17 protein-coding genes are annotated in these 19,025 nt (G+C 60.9%); 8 read left to right on the top strand and 9 right to left on the bottom strand.

Annotated elements, in window-relative coordinates; translation table 11 throughout:
• Positions 1-513: 513 nt before the first annotated feature.
• Positions 514-2,028: a glycogen synthase GlgA gene (glgA, locus tag H5P28_RS10940; RefSeq protein WP_185675742.1), complete on the bottom strand. Its 1,515-nt coding sequence runs from the start codon at positions 2,026-2,028 to the stop codon at positions 514-516.
• Positions 2,029-3,114: an exosortase/archaeosortase family protein gene (locus H5P28_RS10935; protein ID WP_185675741.1), complete on the bottom strand. Its 1,086-nt coding sequence runs from the start codon at positions 3,112-3,114 to the stop codon at positions 2,029-2,031. It lies immediately after the preceding gene.
• A 128-nt stretch (positions 3,115-3,242) separates the two neighbouring features.
• Here H5P28_RS10935 and H5P28_RS10930 point away from each other — a divergent pair, with 128 nt between their 5' ends.
• From H5P28_RS10930 to H5P28_RS10910, 5 genes are all read left to right on the top strand, one after another.
• A complete protein-coding gene (locus H5P28_RS10930) occupies positions 3,243-4,466 on the top strand; it encodes an aminoacetone oxidase family FAD-binding enzyme (protein WP_185675740.1) in 1,224 nt (407 codons plus the stop codon).
• Positions 4,467-4,632: 166 nt separating this feature from the next.
• Positions 4,633-5,907 (top strand): glycosyltransferase, encoded by a 1,275-nt coding sequence (locus H5P28_RS10925; protein ID WP_185675739.1) that lies wholly within the window; start codon positions 4,633-4,635, stop codon positions 5,905-5,907.
• 204 nt (positions 5,908-6,111) lie between these two features.
• Positions 6,112-8,130, top strand: a complete 2,019-nt coding sequence (locus H5P28_RS10920) for a serine hydrolase (RefSeq protein WP_221773404.1) — start codon at positions 6,112-6,114, stop codon at positions 8,128-8,130.
• A 195-nt stretch (positions 8,131-8,325) separates the two neighbouring features.
• A complete protein-coding gene (locus H5P28_RS10915) occupies positions 8,326-9,240 on the top strand; it encodes a glycosyltransferase family protein (protein WP_185675738.1) in 915 nt (304 codons plus the stop codon).
• A gap of 64 nt (positions 9,241-9,304) precedes the next feature.
• The gene (locus tag H5P28_RS10910) at positions 9,305-10,129 is read left to right on the top strand and encodes a class I SAM-dependent methyltransferase (RefSeq protein WP_185675737.1); all 825 of its coding nucleotides are present in this window, start codon (positions 9,305-9,307) and stop codon (positions 10,127-10,129) included.
• Between the two features lie 26 nt (positions 10,130-10,155).
• Here the strand turns inward: H5P28_RS10910 and H5P28_RS10905 are convergent, their stop codons facing one another.
• From H5P28_RS10905 to fabG, 4 genes are all read right to left on the bottom strand, one after another.
• Positions 10,156-11,301 carry an acyl-CoA desaturase gene (locus tag H5P28_RS10905; RefSeq protein ID WP_185675736.1) on the bottom strand — a complete coding sequence of 382 codons (1,146 nt, stop codon included), beginning with the start codon at positions 11,299-11,301 and terminating at the stop codon, positions 10,156-10,158.
• 233 nt (positions 11,302-11,534) lie between these two features.
• Positions 11,535-12,788: a beta-ketoacyl-ACP synthase II gene (gene fabF, locus H5P28_RS10900; RefSeq protein WP_185675735.1), complete on the bottom strand. Its 1,254-nt coding sequence runs from the start codon at positions 12,786-12,788 to the stop codon at positions 11,535-11,537.
• A gap of 56 nt (positions 12,789-12,844) precedes the next feature.
• On the bottom strand, positions 12,845-13,102 hold the full coding sequence (acpP, locus tag H5P28_RS10895) for an acyl carrier protein (protein WP_185675734.1): 258 nt from the start codon (positions 13,100-13,102) through the stop codon (positions 12,845-12,847).
• Between the two features lie 33 nt (positions 13,103-13,135).
• Entirely contained in the window at positions 13,136-13,882 is a 747-nt protein-coding gene (fabG, locus tag H5P28_RS10890; protein WP_185675733.1) for a 3-oxoacyl-ACP reductase FabG, read from the bottom strand.
• A 261-nt stretch (positions 13,883-14,143) separates the two neighbouring features.
• Between fabG and cls the strand changes: the two genes are divergently transcribed.
• Both cls and H5P28_RS10880 read left to right on the top strand, forming a co-directional pair.
• Positions 14,144-15,604 (top strand): cardiolipin synthase, encoded by a 1,461-nt coding sequence (cls, locus tag H5P28_RS10885; RefSeq protein ID WP_221773403.1) that lies wholly within the window; start codon positions 14,144-14,146, stop codon positions 15,602-15,604.
• Between the two features lie 352 nt (positions 15,605-15,956).
• A complete protein-coding gene (locus H5P28_RS10880; protein WP_185675732.1) occupies positions 15,957-16,748 on the top strand; it encodes an ABC transporter ATP-binding protein in 792 nt (263 codons plus the stop codon).
• Between the two features lie 32 nt (positions 16,749-16,780).
• On the opposite strand, the gene H5P28_RS10875 is transcribed toward H5P28_RS10880, so the two are convergent.
• Positions 16,781-16,999 carry a hypothetical protein gene (locus H5P28_RS10875; RefSeq protein WP_185675731.1) on the bottom strand — a complete coding sequence of 73 codons (219 nt, stop codon included), beginning with the start codon at positions 16,997-16,999 and terminating at the stop codon, positions 16,781-16,783.
• A gap of 1 nt (position 17,000) precedes the next feature.
• Entirely contained in the window at positions 17,001-17,477 is a 477-nt protein-coding gene (locus tag H5P28_RS10870; RefSeq protein WP_185675730.1) for a hypothetical protein, read from the bottom strand.
• Between the two features lie 207 nt (positions 17,478-17,684).
• Between H5P28_RS10870 and H5P28_RS10865 the strand changes: the two genes are divergently transcribed.
• On the top strand, positions 17,685-17,945 hold the full coding sequence (locus H5P28_RS10865; RefSeq protein WP_185675729.1) for an HPr family phosphocarrier protein: 261 nt from the start codon (positions 17,685-17,687) through the stop codon (positions 17,943-17,945).
• Between the two features lie 439 nt (positions 17,946-18,384).
• Here H5P28_RS10865 and msrA read toward each other — a convergent pair whose 3' ends face one another.
• The gene (msrA, locus tag H5P28_RS10860; RefSeq protein WP_343075477.1) at positions 18,385-18,954 is read right to left on the bottom strand and encodes a peptide-methionine (S)-S-oxide reductase MsrA; all 570 of its coding nucleotides are present in this window, start codon (positions 18,952-18,954) and stop codon (positions 18,385-18,387) included.
• Between the last annotated feature and the right edge of the window lie 71 nt (positions 18,955-19,025).

Genomic DNA, 19,025 nt, shown 5'->3' with positions numbered 1-19,025 from the left:
AAAAAATACTGTAGCCACAAAATTTGAATAGCTAAATGGCTAATTGTTAATTGTTGGATTCCGAACGTAGGAAATAACAATTAACCATTTAATCATTTAGCCATTCGACCCTTTTGTGAAGGCTACGACTTTATTTGAAACGCTCTAAGATAAAGAACACCAAAGAAAGTCCCCTCCCGGTTTATCGTCACTTCGCGGAGACGCTCCCTTCTTATTCCAACAGGTATTTCGGGCAGATAGAGCATATTCGCTTTAATCTGTCGCTTGAGGCTGAGCTGCTTTTGAGTTCCGGCAAGGCGCTTTCATGGTGGTTGGGCTAGAAGCCCTGCCCCCATGAAAGGAACGCCGCCGGGGCCCAAAAGCAGCCAGTCCTTCGGATGGGGCCTGTCTTGGAGCTCGCGGTGTTGGCAGCGGGCTTACGGGCTTCCAGCCCGCTACACCCGCTGCCGCCTGGCGAGGCTTCAAGACATTTCCCCACCTCAGGCGACAGATTAAAGCGAATATGCTCTCGCCTCAGCCGTCGTGCTGGGCGCGTTCGAGCAGGCCGAGCCCTTGCAGGCGGGCGTCACGGGCCCAGTGGTACACATCGAGGTATTTCTGCGCCGAGTAGGTCCAGCTCAGGTCCCGGCCCATCGCGTTCTGCTGGAGCATGCGGTAGTCCTCGGGGCGATCATACCAAGTCGAGCAGGCCCAGCCAATCGCGTAGTAAAGCGCCTTGGCACTGGCCTCCTCGAAACGGAAACCCGTCCCGCGCTGGCGACCTTCGACGTACTGCTCGACGGTATCGACGAGCCCGCCAGTGGAGCGAACGATGGGGAGCGTCCCGTAGGCCATCGAGTACATCTGGTTGAGTCCGCAGGGCTCGAAACGGCTGGGCATGACAAAAAAGTCCGACCCGGCTTCCATCAGGTGGGCCAGGGCGTTGTTGTAGCCGATATAGACGCCCACCCGGCCCGGATAGCGGGCCTGCAAATCAAGGAATGCCTGCTCCAGACGGCCATCACCGGCCCCCAGCAGGGCGATCTGGATCTTCATCTCGCTCATGATCCACGGCACGATTTCGGCCAGCAGGTCGAGCCCCTTTTGCTCGAACAGCCGCGCCACCGCGCAGAAGACGGGCACCTCGGGCTTGTGCTCAAGGCCGAGTTTTTCCTGAAGCTTGCGCTTGCAGACGGCCTTGCCGGAGAGGTCGCGGGCGCTGAAAGTGGCGGGCAAGTGCTTGTCCGTGGCGGGGTTCCACTCGTCGGTGTCGATGCCGTTGATGATCCCGATCAGGTCCCCGGCCCGGTACTTGAGCACGTGGTTGAGCCCGCAGCCGTATTCGGGCCCCTGGATTTCGGAGGCGTAGTGCGGGCTGACGGTGGTGATCTTCGTGCTGTTATAGATGCCGCCCTTCATCATGTTGACCAGGCCCATCGACTCCAGGTTGTCGGGGCGGAAGACATCGGGAGGCAGCCCGGCAAAATCGAGGATCTCTCGCCCGAAAATGCCCTGATGCATGAGGTTGTGAATCGTAAAGACGCTGGCCGCGCGCCCCAGCGGCGTGCCGTACTCGGTCGTGTTGAGATAGACCGGGACGAGCCCGGTCGTCCAATCGTGGCAGTGGATCACATCCGGATACCACTGGCGCGAGCGGCAGTAGTCGATGGCCGCCCGGCTGAGGAAGGCGAAGCGCTCGTTGTTGTCGCTGTGGCCACCCCACGGGCCGGTATAGATCTCGTGCCGGTCATAGTACCTGGCGTACTCGATGAAAAAGACCTGCGCGTCCGACCCCGGATAGGTGGCTTTCCACAGGCGGGAAAATTCCTCCCGCTTGCCGCCCAGATGGACGGAGAACGCGCCCGGCTCGGCCGTCCAATCCTCAGAGGGCTTGAGAAAGCCGTACAGCGGCGTGATGACCCGTACATCATGTCCGGCGCGGGACATTTCCTTGGTCAGGGCTCCGGCCACATCGGCCAGCCCTCCCACTTTGGAAAAAGGGGCCACCTCGGGGGCGACCTGGAGAATCTTCAAAGGTGCTTGCGGCATTTAGGCGTTCGGTTCGTGCTGGCCGCCGGGGGGAGATTCCCCGGCCTCTTCATGTTCTTCCTCCTCCTCGGGAGGGGCGATCTTAAAATTGAAGATCGGCAAGAGCATCAGCAGAATAACGAACGTCAACCCCATGACCGAATAGCCCGCGATGTCATGCACGGAGGCAAAGACAAAGTCCGGGTTTTCCGAGCCGTCGGGTAAGGTATGGGGATTGCGGAAAATATCGCCGTCGATCGCTCCCGAGCCGTAGGCATAGGCCCAGCCGGTCAGGAACAGGCTGCGCATGATATTCGTGACAAAGGCCAGGACCATGGACAGACCGACCATGAGGACTTTTTTCCAGAAACGGTCGAGAAAGACCGCCGCCATGAACGAGCCGACGAAGATACACCCCGTCAGCGAACGCACCCCCGAGCAGGCATCGGCGACGCCGACTTCGCCCTTGGGAAGCTCCAGCACGTTGCCGCTGCGGATCACGGTGAAGCCCAGGAAGTTAAAGACCGAGAAGACGATTTTCGTCACCCACTCCAGCAGGACGAGCTTCACCGTGGAGTCCATATACATGACCATCGGAGCCGAAATCAGCCAGGCCAGCGCCGGAAACAGGAACAGGAAAGTAAAGCCGACCCGTTCCTTCCACGAGAGGATGCGGCCCTTGGTGTCCTCCCGCGCGACCAGGAACGCCAGTCCCAGCACGATTCCCCCCAGCCCGGCGGCCATCAGGAGGCTGCCCTGGTTCGACGGCCCCTGCGAGGCCAGGATCAGCCCGCCAAGCAGGAACATCAAAAGCGCCGTTGTCAGCCCGAGGTAGAAAACCACCTCGGTCGTTCGCATAAACCAGTCCGGCTTGGTCGAGGCCAGCCGGGAGTCATTCTCGCCCAGCAGAAGGGCGCGGACCTTCGGCCAGCGGTCGTAGATGACGTAGGCCACAAAAATCGGGACCAGGTAGCCGAAGCTGTAGTCCTCCATGTTTGACCAGTAAAAGAGCTGATCGTAGATCACCAGCCCGACAAAGACCAGGCCCAGCCAAAAGGCGAACTGGGTCGTGCGGGGCAGAGAGAAGAAGTCGGCTTTACCAGGCATCAGGGGATAAACATCTATGAACAATCGGTTTTCCCGCCCGGGGCAACCCGTAAATGACAGGAACAAAGAGGTGAGAGGACGGTAAAAAAGCTGTCCATGACCCCGCGCATGGACAAGATGAAAACGTTTTGGTTCAAAACGAAATCACCATCGCGGGCGGAGGGCTGGCCGGAGCCGTCGCCGCCATCACCGCCGCCGGACACGCCCCCGGCACCGCCGTTACCTGGCTGGTCGCCGAGTCCGAACCGCTGGAAGAGCTGAGTCGCACCGGCAGCGACCAGCGGCTCATCACGCGGCTCTGCGACGACCCTTCAGAGTTGCTCCCCTGTTTCCCCCGGGGCGGAAACGACGTCCTGCCGGAATTTTACGCCTTCGGGCCGCAGCAAACCCTGGAGTGGTGCCAACGCCACGCCCTGGAAGGCTTGACCCGCGAAAATGGCACCCTCCGGCTGGCCGAAGAAGCCCCACCGCTGGCCGCTCAGCTCACCGCGCTGGCCCGGCGGGTGGGCGTAAACATTCGTACTGAGGAAAAACTCGTCGCCGTCGAGGCCAAGCCGCAGGGCGGCTTCTGGATCACCGTGACCAACGAGCGCACCGTCCAGTGCCAACGGCTCATCCTCGCGGGCGACCCGCTCAACACCCCCCAGGCCGCCCGCGCCGCCGAAAGCCTCGGCCACACCGTCGAGCGGCCCGTGCCGAGCCTTTTCAACTTCCTGATCGACGACCCGCTTTTCAAAAACATGCGCGCCGAGCGGGTCAAAAACGTCCTCCTCAGCCTGCCCGCGCTCGGGCTCGATACCAGCGGCCCGCTCGAACTGCACCCCTGGGGGTTGGCCGGGGAGGCTGTCCTCGCCCTCTCCTCCCGCGCCGCCCGCGAACTGGTCCAACCGCAAGGCCAGGCTCTGCGCATCAACTGGTGCGGCCCGCTCAAGGTGTCCCGCCTGCTGGAGGAACGCGTCCGCCTGCACCCGCGCCAACGCCTGGTCTCCGAGCCTGTGGCCGAGTTGCCCGACCCCGTCTGGGCGCATCTGCTGACGGCCTCCGGACTCGACCCTGACCGCTATTGGGGGCAGTTGAAAAAGCCCGAACTGCGCAAGCTCAAGGAAAGCCTGGAGCTGACCGAACTACACCTGACCCGCAAAAAGCTGGCCAGCCCTGAACGCGCCATCTGTGGAGGTGTGGAGCGCGGGGAGATCGACTTCGAGACCATGGCCAGCCTCCGCTCACCCGGCCTCTACCTGGCCGGGGATATTGTGGACGTGGACGGTTTCGCCGGAGGCCCTCACCGCCAATGGCACTGGACCAGCGGCCACGCCGCCGGGCTCGCGGTGTGTGACCGCACTCGTCATTGAGGGGCATTGCCCTACCCGACCAGAAAAGCCGTCCACCTCAATGATGCTTACCCTGCTGTGCATCCATCGGCGGCAACTTTTTGCCCGGAGCGTTGTCTCCGAATCGTAACAAAATCGCCCTTGCCGCCGATGCGGGGCGCGTCCAGTAAGGTTGGGCAATCCTCTTATGCGCGCGGTTCTCACCTCCCACGGCTCCACCGGAGACATTTATCCCATGATCGCGCTCGGGCGCGCCCTGCTGGAGGCCGGTCACGAAGTGGTCTTCGCCACCGCCCCGCTCTACCGTCCGGCCATCGAACGCGCCGGCCTGGAGTACCGGCACCTCCCCCCGGACTGGGAGAAGGAGATTTTCATCGAATTCATGCGCGAGCTCAACCGGGCTCCCCTGCCCCTGCTCCAGTTACGCTGGATCTACAAGGGTGCCCGCCCCTTCATGGGCGAGTTGATTGACGCCATGAGAGAGACGCTCAAAGGGGCCGATCTGCTGGTCAGTTCGTATTTTTTCCCGCAATACCGAGTGTTGGCCGAGCGCCAGGGCATCCCCTTCGCCACCTTCGCCTTTTGCCACAACCTGGTCCCCACCCCCGACCATCCGCCCGAGGGCACGCCCGCGCTCTACAACTTCCCCCGAGGCCTCCAGCGCCGCTGGAACCGCCTGCTGTGGCGCATTTCCAGCCGGGTGGTCGATTTCACCGTCAACCGCGCGGTGGGCGAGCTTTACCAGGAAAAGGGGCTCGGGCGATCCGAGGGCTTCCTGACCTCCCCGGCCGACCTGTGCCTGGTCGCCGTTTCCCGGGAGCTGATGGGCGGGATCGAGCACGACCCGCGCTTCCGATTCACCGGCTTCCTGCGTTGGCAGTCGGAGGAAGTCCCCGAGGCCGAGGCCGAACTCGACGCCTTCTGCGCCGGGGAAAAGGTGCCCGTCGTCACCTTCGGCAGCGTCGCCTTTGACGACACGCACACGATCATGAGCCGCTTTCTCAAGCACTGGCCCAGCGGCAAGAAGATCATCCTGCAAAGCGGCTGGGCGGGCCTCTCGGTCGAGATGGAACGCCCCGAGATCAAGGTCGTTCACCAGATGTCTCACGACCAGCTTTTCCGCTTCGCCTCGATGGTCGTCCACCACGGCGGAGCCGGCACCACCGCCTCGGTCCTGCACGCGGGCGTGCCCAACATCGTCATCCCGCACATCGCCGACCAGCAATGGTGGGCGGGCGAAGTCGTCCGCCTGCGCGCCGGCCTGACCCTGGGCAAGCGCAAGTGGCCCGAAAAGCTCCCGGCCTGCGTCCGCCGGATCGAGAAAAACACCCGCTTCACCGAGCGCGCCCGCGAAATCGCCGACACGCTCGCGCATGAAAATGGCCCGGCCTACAGCGTTCGCCTGCTGGAGGAGTACGTCCGCTCCCGCGCCGAACTCGCCACCGACGGCAAACGCCCGTAGGGTAAAAACACAGGGGAAGGTGCCAGGTTAACCGCTCATTCGGGGCGAGGGCGGGTCTTCGCACTTGCGAAATTGGGGTAAAGAATTAAGCAATCTGCACTCACCCATCAGATTCACTGATCCCCGGAAAGCGCGAAAGCCCCTCCGGCCTGGGCACGATAAACACCACCGGGGCAGACTTTCGCCTTCTGCTCTCTATTCCTTATGAGACTCCCCTCCGCTTTCCGTCGCCTCACGCTCACCGCCGCAGGCCTGGCCGCCGCCCTGAGTGCCACCGCCCAAGGCACCAACCCCGGTAATTACACCTTCACCGAAGTCACCCAGCAGCGTATCGATGAGGCCGTGGCCCAACTCGACACCATCGCGGTAGAGATGATGAGCCGCAGCGGCGTACCAGGGGTGGCCATCGCCGTCGTTCACAACGACGAGTTGATCTACGCCCGGGGCTTCGGAATCAAGCAGGTCGGCAGCGCCGACCCCATCGACGAGGAAACCGTTTTCCAGATCGCCTCGGTATCCAAATCCGTAGGCGCGACTGCCATCGCCACGGCCGTCTCCGCCGGGGAATTGAAATGGAGCGACCTCGTGACCGCCTACCTGCCCGACTTCGAGCTGAGCGACCCCAATGTCACGGCCATGCTCACCCTGGGCGACCTCTACGCCCATCGCAGCGGTCTGCCCGACCACGCCGGGGACCTGCTCGAAGACATCGGCTACGACCGCGAGGAAGTCTTTGCCCGCCTGCGGCTCTTGCCGCTCAGCCCTTTCCGCGCCAGCTACCACTATACGAATTTCGGTATGACCGTGGCCGGGGTGGCCGCCGCCACTGCCACCGGACAGAGTTGGGAAGACTTTTCCCGCACGCACCTGTACGAACCGCTGGGCATGACTTCAACCAGTTCGAGCTACGCGGACTTCATGGCCCATGAAAACAAGGCCCTCGGCAACATGCTGCTCTCTGACGGCTCCTGGGTCGCCACACCGCAGCAACGCCAACCCGACGCCCAATCCCCCGCCGGGGGCGTCAGCTCGAACGTCCTCGATATGGCCCGGTGGATGCGGATGATCCTCGCCGGCGGCAACTTCGAAGGCGAGCCGGTCATCGCCCCGGACGATCTCCTCGACGTACTTACCCCACACATTAACAGCTCGCCCCCCGGCTCCTTCGACGCGCGGCCCGGCTTCTACGGCTACGGCTTCAACCTCGGCACCGACGCCAGCGGGCGGGTCCGCTACAGCCACTCCGGAGGGTTCCTGCTGGGCACAGGTACCTCGTTTTTCATGATCCCGGCGGAAAAGCTAGGCATCGTCGTCCTGACCAACGGCACTCCCGTCGGCCTGCCCGAAGCGGTCTGTGCGACCTTCTGCGACCTGGTCGAAAACGGTGAAGTCGCCTTCGACTGGCTCAGCGCGTACCGTTCGCTCTTTGACAACATGCTGACCAACCTCAGTGTGCTCGCCGGGCTCGACCCGCCGACCCACCCCGCCCCCGCGCCCGCCACGGCGGAAATCACCGGCACCTACGCCAACGACTATTTCGGTCCACTCTCGGTGAGCGAAAACGCCGGGGCGCTCAGCTTCAGCGTAGGCCCGCAGGCCATGAGCTTTGAGCTTTCTCACTGGGACGGCAATATCTTCTCCTATATCCCGGCCGGGGAAAATGCCAACGGTATCACCGCCGTCACCTTTCACCTGGACGCCGAGGGACAGGCCGAATCCGTCACCATCGAGAATCTCGACGTTCTGGGCCAGGGCACCTTTATCCGGCAAAACCTCGAGTACGGCGCATACATTGAGGGCCAGAGCGGCAACGGCGGCGAAGGCTGGCGGCAAGACAAGCGCGGCAACGGCGTTCCCAACGGCCTGGAGTACGCCTTCGACCGTAACGCAACCTCCCCGCTCAACTCGATCACCGGCCCCTCCGCCATCGCCCAGTGGGTCCGGGGCGGCCTCGAAAACAACCAGCTTGCGCTCAGCGTCTCGTTGCCCCGGCAGCCGCCCTCGGAGGTCGTTTACGTCGTCTATGCCAGCGACCGCCTCGCCGCCGCCGAATCCGAAGTCCTCGCCTACTGGCAGGGCGACGCCTGGACGCCCCTCACCGGCAGCGTCCAGCTCGACAGCCCGCAGGTCGACTATGCCACCGTGCGGGACCACTTGCAGCTCGGCACCTCTGGCCAACGGTTTATGTGGCTCGGCGTTACTCAACTCGGCCTGGGGGAGTAAAGACTTTGCAGTATCCAGCCGGAGAAGAGCCCGGAGACGCCCCCGGTACTCTCTGTGGTTGCTGAATAAAAAGCGTCCACTCAGGCCAAGTGGAGCAACCGCTACGAGTTCGGTTAAATCGCGTCAGGCTCGTAAAAAACGCTAGAACTCTCCGGCTGTGCCGATCATAAAGGGCATGCAGGTTGCGCATCCTTGATGAAAATCGACGAGATATATGTGGTTGCCACCCGGAGCGACATCCGCTTTGGCCGGGCCTGCATTGCCAGCATCCGGTACTTTCATCCGGACATCCCGATCCGGCTGCTCAAGGACGAGATTTTCGGCGCTTTTGACACCCGCGAACTGGAGCGCCACTTCCAGGTCGAAACCGTGCAGGCCCCGCAGCGAATCTGGGGCTGGGGCTTCGCCAAGTTCTACCCGCTCATGCTGCCGCCGGGGCGCCGCGTCCTCATCCTCGACTCCGACATCCTCTTTACCCATCCGCTCCTGCAGCGACTGGAACAATACGACGAAGACTTTATCGTGGCCAGCGAACCGGACTGGCCCGACTACGAGGACTACGTGCGGCGGGCCTATTTCGTCGCCGACAAGCTCGAAGCTTTTTCACCCGGCTTTGAGCGCCGCCTCACCTTCAACGGCGGCCAGGTCGTCGCCAACACCGGCCTGCTCACGCGGGAGGACTTCGAGCACTATGTGGAGTTTTCCGAGCCGGTCACGGTCAAGCGCCCGGATGTGTTCCCCTGCGGCGAACAGGGCATCACCAACCACCTCGTCAACCTCAAGTTAGCCCGCGGCGAAATCACCGCGCGCGCGCTGGACTTCATGCTCTGGGCGGACTCCCCCCGCCTGCCCCACGACCTGCCTGCCCGCGACGGCGGAGCCGACGGCATTGAGAGCTACATGCTCGCGCACTACACCAGCCACAAGAAAATCTACCCCTGGAAAATGAAGGGCAAGGCGCTCTACACCGCCTTCGAAGACCTCTACTACCACCAGCTACCGCTCGGCTGGCTGCTCGAACGCTGGCGCTTTCTCCAGCCGTTGACCGCCCACCAAAAGCTCAGCCTGAAGCAACGGATCAAAAAAATCCTGCAAGCCCTGCGCGCTTAGCACTCCTCGCCACGGCGTCCGGCTGGCCAGCCTTTTATACCCTCCTTCCCTAAAAAAACGCGCCATGCCAAACCCGATCAAAATATGGATTAAGGCAGCCTATGCCCGCTACTACCGCAGTGATTTCTGCATCAGCCTGCGGGCTTCACTAGCCAAGCTGGACCGGGACGCCCGCGACCTGCACTGGGCAAAGATGCTGGACCGGCAAAAGGCCGTACTCGCGCAGGTCTGCCCGGATATGCGGGTACTCGGTGGCCCCTTTGCCGGGCTCAGGTACGACGGCTGGAAAGTGGCCGGTTCCGCCCTGCCGCCCAAGCTGCTGGGCACTTACGAAAAAGAGCTTTACCCCGCGATTGAGGAAATCATCCGCTCGCAGCCATCGCTCATCATCGACATCGGCGCGGCCGAGGGCTACTACGCCGTCGGGCTGGCCCGGGCGCTTCCCCAGTCGCGGGTCGTCGCCTTTGAGTTGCGGGAAAGTGCCCGCGAACTGTTGCGGGATTTCGCCGCGCTCCACGGCGTCGGGGAGCGCCTGAGCATCCACGCCGGAGCCGATCAGCAGACCCTGCTTGCCGCAGCCGAGGCGCAAACGGGATTCATCCTGTGCGACTGCGAAGGGGCGGAATTCGGGTTGCTCACCCGGCCGGGGCTGGAAGCGCTCCGATCTTTCAGCCTGTTGATCGAAGTCCATGACTTCGTCGATCCGGCGGGTGCGGACAGACTTGAGCGGGAGCTTTCGCAGACCCATCAGGTTGAGCGTATCCCCTTCCAGCCGCGCAGGCCGGAAGATTTCCCGGTGCCGTCGGACCTGAGCAATAAAGCCAAGATGGCCTGCCTCGACGAAGGCCGCCAAAAAGACTGCTATTGGCTCTACGCCCGCCCGAAGTGAAACCAGGCCACGTAGTCTAAAGCGGCTCAGGCCGTCATAACCTCGCGGTAGCGCGAGACCATCTGCTCCAGGTGGCTCAGGGACTGCTGGATCTCCCGTCGCCACAGGCGCACCCGGCTCTTGGAGAACTCCATCCGCTCCGACACCCCCTTTTGCACCTGATAGTAAAGCGTGGCCAGCTCCTCCTGCTTCATGTGCAGGTACTCCACCGACGAGTGCAGACGGGCACGGGCGGCTTCGGTCAGGTCCGAGTTTTTGATCACAGCCAGCCCTGAGTCCATCCGGCGGCGGGCCTCGGTCAGCTCGGCCAGGAGGATCTTGGCCTCGGAGACGCGGCGCAGGTTGTACGTCAGGCCGAACTTGGACAGCAGCCAGATGGTCCACTTCGTCGGGTCGAACTGCCAGGGCTTTACGCCATTGCGGTAGTCGTGCTGAAATTCGTGATGGTAGTTATGGTAGCCCTCCCCATACGTGATGAAGGCTATCCACCAACTGTCACGGGCGCTGTGGCGCGTGGAGTACGGCTGCTTGCCGAAGTAGTGGCAGGCCGAGTTGATGCAGAAAGTGGCATGCTGCACGATCACCGTACGCAGGACACCCACGACAAGGAAGCCACCCAGCGCCGCCGACCACGAACCGTAGTAAAGACCGCAAAGCACGGCGGGCAGGATAAAGCCCATAAAAAGCGCGATCCAGTGAACGTTGCGGTGCTGCCAGAGGACCCATTTGTCCTTGCGCAGGTCGTTCACGTTGTCCATCGGGGGCTCGGGGTTGAGTTTGAACAGCAACCAGCCCATGTGCGCGAAGAAGAACCCGTTGTTAATGTTGTAGGGGTCGTCGTCGTGGTCCACATGCTTGTGGTGGCGGCGGTGGTCCGACACCCAGTCCAGGACGGAGTTTTCCCAGGCCGCCGCCCCAAAGAGCAGCACGAACATCCGCACCGGCCACTTCGCCCCGAAGGACAGGTGAGCGAACAGACGGTGGTAACCCAGCGTGATGCTCAATCCGGTGGCAATGAGGTAAAAGGCGAACAGCCCGGCCATGAAACCGCCCATGCCGTAAATAATCAGGTAGGCAGGCGCGGCGGTCAGCGCCAGCAGGAGCGTGAGGCTCAGAAAGGAAGTAGTGATCCACGAAACCCGGTCGAAGGGGATGTGCTTAAAGCCCGTCATAATGCTGAAAAGGGTAAGTGTGAAAAGAAAGGGAGGGAAGTATGAGAACAAAAATTCCCTCGAAAGTGCCAGAGCTGACTAGAAAAAGACCCAGCATTTATTAGTAAAGTTAAAAAAAGCCATCAGCGCAACTCAAAGCCCCAGTTCTTCTTCATCGCAAAAGCACCGAAAAAGAAAAAAGCCTCCGCCCCGAAACGGGGGGAGGCCTGAAAGTGTTTGGAATCGCTTTGGAGCTAGACCTGCTTGAAAACGAGCGTGACGTTGTGCCCGCCGAAGCCGGAGTTGTTGCTGATCGCCACCTTGACCGGGGCCTCGCGCTTGACGTTGGGCACATAGTCCAGGTCACAGTCGGGGTCCGGAGTGGTGTAGTTGATCGTCGGTGCAACCACCTGATCCTGAAGGGTTTTGCACGAAACAGCCGCTTCCACGCCACCGGCGGCACCCAGCAGGTGCCCAGTCATGGACTTGGTCGAGCTGATCATGAGCTTGCCGGCGTATTCGCCGAAAGCCTTCTTCAAGGCGATCGTTTCAAACTTGTCGTTGTAGGGCGTGGAGGTGCCGTGCGCGTTGACGTAGTCCACCTCTTCCGGGGCGACACCGGCGCTCTTGAGAGCGTTGGTGATGCAGCGGGCCAAACCGGAACCTTCCGGGTCGGGCATGGTGATGTGATGGGCGTCACAGGTACTGGCGTAACCGGCGATTTCCGCATAAATCTTCGCCCCGCGGGCCTTGGCGCTCTCCTCGGATTCGAGGATAACCACCCCGGCACCGTCCCCCATAACGAAACCGTCACGGTCCTTGTCAAAGGGGCGGCTGGCCTTTTCCGGGCAGTCGTTGTACTTCGTGCTCATGGCGCGCATGGAGCAGAAGCCGCCGAAGCCGAGCTCGGTGATCGCCGACTCGCTGCCGCCCGCGATCATGATGTCCGCCTCGCCGCGCTGGATCACGCGGAGGGCCTCGCCGATGGCGTGGGAGCCGGTCGAGCAGGCGCTGACCACGGACATATTCGGACCGCGCGCCTTGAACTCGATCGCCACGATGCCGGAGGCCATGTTGGCGATGAGCGAGGGAATCATGAAGGGCGAGAGCTTGCGCGCGCCGAAATCGAAGAGACGCTTGCTCTGCTCCTGAATGGTCATCATGCCCCCGATCCCGGAGCCGATAATGACGCCGACGCGTTCGGGGTCCCAGTTCTCCGGGTCGAGTCCACCATCCTTGACCGCCATGCGCGAAGCCGCCACCGCAAAGTGCGTGTAACGGTCATTGCGCTTGGCATCCTTGCCGTCCATGTAGTCCTCGACGTTGAAATCACGGACCTCGGAGGCGACTTGGGATGGGAAAGTGGTGACATCGAACTGTTCGAGACGGCTCACGCCGCTTTTACCGGCGAGCAGATTAGCCCACAGGGTGTCGATGTCGTGGCCGAGCGAGGTAATGACCCCGATCCCGGTCACCACTACTTTGGAGACTGGTTTATCCGATTCCATTCAGGGCAATGACAACTGGATCCTCAAAATGAAGGGTCCGTTAGAACGTCGCAACCTCAGGAGGCTTGCTTTTCCTTGATGTAAGCGACGACGTCACCGACCGTCCGGAGCTTTTCCGCGTCAGATTCGGGGATTTCGCCCTGGATTTCGTCCTTGAATTCTTCCTCGAACGCCATGACGAGCTCGACCTGGTCGAGTGAGTCGGCACCGAGGTCTTCCATAAAGGAAGCGTCGGGGGTCACCTGCTCTTCATTCTTGTTGAGCTGGTTGACGATAATTTCCTTAACGCGTTCTTCGATCGTTTTGTCGGCCATATTCTTGATGGTATAAGTAAGGTTAGCAGTTGTTTACATCGCCATGCCGCCGTCAACCGTAAAAGTTTGACCGGTGATGTAGCCCGCCTCGCCGGAAGCGAGGTAGGTGACCATGCTGGCGATTTCTTCAGGTTGTCCAAAGCGTTTCAGCGGAACAAGCTTCTTCGCGGCTTCAGTGATTTCCTCGGACAGTTCGGCGGTCATATCCGTGCTGATAAAGCCCGGCGCGACCGCGTTGACCGTGATGCCCCGGGAGGCGACTTCGCGGGCCATGGACTTGGTCAGGCCAAAGATACCGGCCTTGGCGGCCGAGTAGTTGACCTGGCCGGGATTGCCCATGATCCCGACGACTGAGGAAATGTTGATGACGCGGCCCCAGCGCTTCTTCGTCATCGGGCGCAGGAGGCCCTTGGACCAGTAGAAGCAACTGGAAAGGTTGGTGGAGACGACTTCGTTCCAGTCCTCGTCGCTCATGCGCAGCATGAGGGTGTCGCGGGTGATCCCGGCGTTGTTGACGAGGATGTCCACATTGCCGTGCTCCTTGAGCAGCGACTCGCAGGCGTCGGCGACCATTGCGCCGTCCGAGACGTCCACGGCGAGGGCGGATGCCTTGCCTCCATTAGCTTTGATGGCGTCAGCGGCGGCTCCGCAGGAGCCCTCGTTGCGGCTCACGCACACCACGTGTACGCCTTCGGCCGCGAGGCTCTCGGCGATGGAGCGGCCGATCCCACGGCCCGCACCTGTCACCACGGCCACCTTGTTGTCAAAAGTCAGCTTCATTCGCGAAAGTGTAAACGGGCAACTCTGCCCGCCGCCCCCCTCAAGGCAAGCAAAAAGCTCCCCTGAAACTCCCGCCTTACCCTTGAGGCGCACCACAGCAAGCCACGGCGGAGACCGAAGCCTTTTTTATATTGGCAGGGAGAGCCCCAAGGAGAAAAGCCACCCAATCAGTCCCCGGGCCTCCCACACCGCAATCAGAAGCGATATTCAGCGGCTTTATAAGAGTTGATCCCGTGACCGGCATCCCCATAGATAAGGGGCGTGGAACCGAAGCCGGACTATGTCGTCGATATCTTTTTCCTGCTACACTGGGCGGTCGCCCTCGGCGTCACCATCCGCGTAATTATGCGGCGGACCTCGGTCGGGGTGGCGCTGGCCTGGTTGACGCTGATTTTCTTCCTGCCTCTGGCCGGGGCGATCATCTACATCATTTTCGGCGAAGTCAGCGTCGGACGCGCGCGGACACGCCGGGCGCTCAATCTGATCCAGCCCTACAAGCAGGTCATCAACGACCGGCGTCAGCGCTTTAACCTCGACTGGTCGCGCCAGTCCGAGGCGGCCCGGCTGCTCTCCCGCCACGCCTACAACACGGTCAACATCCCCACCCTCCCCGGCAACGACCTCGAACTGCTCGACAATTGCCAGGACATCCTGCGCCGGATGATCCAGGACATCCAGCAGGCCACCCACCACGTGCATATGGAGTTCTATATCTGGCACTTGGGCGGGATCGCCGACGAGGTGATGGCCGCAGTGATCGAAGCCCGGCACCGCGGGGCGCATTGCCGTATCCTCCTCGACTCCATCGGGAGCCATGATTTTCTCAAAAGCGAACTGTGCGCCAAGGCCCGCAAGGCCGGGGTCGAAATCACCGAAGCCCTCCCCGTGCGCTGGCTGAGGAATTTTTACCGTCGGCAGGACCTGCGACTGCACCGCAAGATCGTCGTCATCGACGGCGAGACCGCCTACACCGGCAGCCTGAACCTCGTAGATTCGCGCTACTTCAAGACCAAGTCCGGCGTCGGCCAGTGGGTGGACAGCATGGTCCGCGTGCGCGGTCCGGTGGTCGAGGCCCTGGCCGTGGTTTTCCTGGCCGACTGGGGCATCGAGACCGGCATGAGCATCGAGCGCATCGAGGACGAAGGCGGCCTGCACGAGTTGCCGGAGGTCGGCGACTCCTTTGTGCAGGTGGTGCCGTCGGGGCCGGGCTTTTTCGACCAGTCCAGCTACCAGAGCATCCTGACTGCCATTTACTTAGCAAAAAAAGAACTGGTCCTGACGACCCCGTATTTCGTGCCCGACGAGGCGGTGCAGATCGCGCTCGTCTCCGCCGTCAAGCGCGGGGTCAAGGTCACGCTCATCATGCCGCAAAAGGTGGACTCGAAGCTCGTCCACCACGCCAGCCGCGCCTACTTCGAGGAACTGCTGGAAGGCGGCGTGGCCATCGCCCTGTTCAAAGCCGGGCTCCTGCACTCCAAGACCGTCACGGTGGACGGCGAGATCGGGCTCATCGGCTCGGTCAACCTCGACCAGCGCAGCCTCTGGCTCAACCAGGAAGTCACGCTCTTCGTCTATGACCGGGAGTTTGCCCTGCGCCTGCGTACCGTTCAGCAAAGCTACATCGACAACGCCGAAATGGTTCACCTGGCCGAATGGAAAAAGCGCCGCTTCCACCAGCGCCTGCTCGAAAACGCCCTCCGGCTGACCGGGCCGCTCCTTTGAGGGGAGACTGGTCACGAAGCACACAAAGAAGACACGAAGCACACAAAGAGGGGACCGCCCCATCAGTCTGGCTGTATTCTCCGTATCCCAGTACCTCGGCGTGGAATAAAAACCCTCAACCGAGGCGAGGACACAGTGTTTTTAGAGCGTTTTAAAAAATACTGTAGCCACAATAATTGAATGGTTAAATGGTTAATTGTTGGATGCCGAACGCAGGAAATAACAATTAGCCATTTAGCCATTCGGCCTTTTAGCAGGCGGCTACGACTTTATTTAAACCGCTCTAGAAAACGTTACCTCTGCATTCTCTTTGCGCCTTGGCGCCTTTGCGGTTAAATAATTTCCCTTTCCCATGTCCACAGAACCGACACCGCTTTTATCCGTCGAGGGGCTGGCCGTGATGCGCGGCGACACCCATATCCTGCGCCGCATCGACTGGCGCGTCGAGCGCGGGCAGCACTGGGCCATCCTCGGGGCCAACGGCTGCGGCAAGACCTCCCTGCTCTCGGCCATCACCGCATACCTGACGCCCTCCTCCGGCGAAATCGTCTTCGACGGTGACGCCTACGGCGAGACCGACTGGAACGAGGTGCGCCTGCGCATCGGGATCGTCAGCAACGCCCTCACCCGGCGCATCCCCCCCGGCGAGGACGCGCTCAACACCGTGCTCTCCGGCGGCACCGCGCAACTGGGCTTCTGGACCCGCTCGAAGTCCATCCCGACGGACAAGGCCCTGCGTTGCCTGGGTAAGCTCGGCGTGCGCCACCTGGCCGAGCGCCGTTGGGAAGTGCTCAGCCAAGGCGAGCGCCAAAAGGTCTTCATCGCCCGCGCCCTCATGGCCGACCCGCGTCTGCTCATCCTCGACGAGCCCTGCGCCGGACTCGACCCGGTGGCCCGGGAGCACTTCCTCACCCGCCTGCGTAAGCTCGCCGCCCTCAAGAACGGACCGGCGATGATCCTCGTCACCCACCACGTGGAGGAGATTTTCCCCGAAATTTCGCATGTGCTCGTGTTGCGCAAGGGGCGGGTTCTCGCCGCCGGGCCGGTGGGCGAGGCGCTCTCCTCCGAAACGCTCAGCCAGGCCTTCGGCGCACCGCTCGCCCTCGAACGCGACCGCCAGGGACGCCTCCGGCTGGTTGTCTGAACTCCGGCTCCTTCTCTGAGCGAGGGATTTTGCTATCGCCCGCGTGTATTTATTTTGCACAGGCAGCATTTTTTTTTGCGAACATCGGAGCCTTTAACTCGCTCTAAGCCTACAATATCTGCACCTTTCAAGGTAAAAACACGGTCAATAAGCCCACACAAAACATTAACACGACGAGAGTGAATAAAACCACTCAAGCCCATCCCGCAGACATAACTTAAAGCATCATCTTTTGCATCAGAAACTCTCATATTATTCCAACCCACCAAGCACAGCATACAAAACTTCCGCCTCAATGCTCAAATCAAACTCACCCGCATGCAAAAAATCCTTATATAAACATACCGCGTTCCCAACACCAACATCTGACGCCCCGTAATACTTAACAACAAAAACATAAACACCAGTATTAGACTCCCCACGAAACCTAAGGTCGTTATGCGGGCCCAAAACTACCGTTCGCCTAGATGCAATGTTCAATTCATATACCTTATTATCATCTACATATATACCACACGCAAACCCATCACTTGACGTTGTGGAAACATCCGGAAAATACTCACTAGGTGTATTCGAAAGCAACACCCTTCCCACTACCACATCGTCAAACGTAGACGATCCAGTACCTATCACTACAGAGAAATATGCATCACTCACAAAATCCACATGATCCACCTTTCCGCATGAAACCAAAATAAAAACCAGAAAAACACTATATACACACTTCATAACTCGATTATTTAACCTTGGTCCCACTAACTTCAATCTGGACACCGACTCCGACTCCTAACGCCATAGCCGATGGCTTCATTTCATACCCTGCCGCAACTCCGATTGAGCCCGAACAACCCCAGCGACTTCCATCATACATGCAGGATGCACTTCCTGTCACATAAAATAAATCCGCACTGAAGAATATACCACCTGACTACCAAGATGAAGACTACAAAAGTCGTTGTGCCCTGGGAAGGGGGCCTGCACTTGAGACCGGCGGCGGACCTCGTGAACGTCGCCCGCAAGAGCAACTCGTCACTGACACTGCGGCTCGGCGAAAAACGCGCCAGCCTCCGCAGCATCGTCAGCCTCGTCACGCTGTGCGCCACCATGGGCACTCCGCTCGTCCTCGAAGCCAACGGCGAAGACGAAGAACGCGCTTCACAAAAAATCGTCCAAATCTTCTCCCACCCCCAACACTAGCAGGGCATGCCCTGCACCCTCGGTACTGCGTACCGTGATGCCACCGCCGACGCGGCGGCATGGGCAACGGCGGTTGACGCCGATTCAAACGAACTGCGTTTGGTTATCGGGCGGGAACTTTGTTTTTTTGCGTGCGAGCGGCCATTTTGGGAGGTGTCGCAGCACAGGACCACTGATCCGCGTAAACGCCGACTCGTTCCTGTCGCTTTTGAGCATTTTGTACACGTAGTCGAAACGAGACCTGCCTCTCAAAAACCTTGATGCCCAAAAGAGCTGGGAGAGCGGCATCATCTGCTCACTTCCCCCCTCGCCATACCGCCCGATCTCGCAACGGGGCAGGAGCCTTTCTGGCTCCGATGGGGCAGAGCCCCATCACGATCCAAAGGATCGAGGGTGCAGGGCATGCCCTGCGGCAGAGCCCCATCAAGGTGCGAAGCACCTAGGGTGCAGGGCTGCGCCCTGCTGAGTCTGCGAGGCCGAGCTTTTTGAGTTTGGGGGTGATGACCATCTGGCAGTACGGGGCGGCGGAATTGCGACTGTAGTAGTTCTGATGGTAATTTTCCGCCGGGTAAAAAATCGTCGCCTCGGTGATCTCGGTCACAATCGGGCGGGAGTACTCGCCCGAGGCGTCGAGTTCAGCTTTGACGCGCTCGGCGGTGGCCTGTTGCTCGTCGTCCAGGGTGAAAATCGCGGAACGATACTGGGTGCCGACGTCCGCCCCCTGCCGGTTGAGCGTGGTCGGGTCATGCGAGGCGAAATGCAGCCGCACGAGTTGCTCGTAGCCGACCGTGGACGGATCGAAGGTCACGCGAATGGCCTCGGCATGGCCGGTCTGCCCGGTGCAAACCTGCTCGTAGCTCGGATTGGGAACGTCGCCGCCGATATAGCCGGACTCGACCTTGAGAACGCCGTCGGTACGTTCGTAAACAGCCTCCGTGCACCAGAAGCACCCGCCCGCAAAAATCGCCTGTTGGGCGTTGGCGGGAATTTTTATTGCGTTGTCGTCCATGTCCTCTGCCGGAGCATGACCCCCTAAAAATGCCAAAGCGATCATGCACAGGGCAACGACTCCGCTCACGG

Source organism: Ruficoccus amylovorans, assembly GCF_014230085.1.
GTDB classification, from domain to species: domain Bacteria; phylum Verrucomicrobiota; class Verrucomicrobiia; order Opitutales; family Cerasicoccaceae; genus Ruficoccus; species Ruficoccus amylovorans.
The sequence above is the reverse complement of the archived record's forward strand: the minus strand, read 5'-3'. Positions and strand labels throughout refer to the sequence as shown.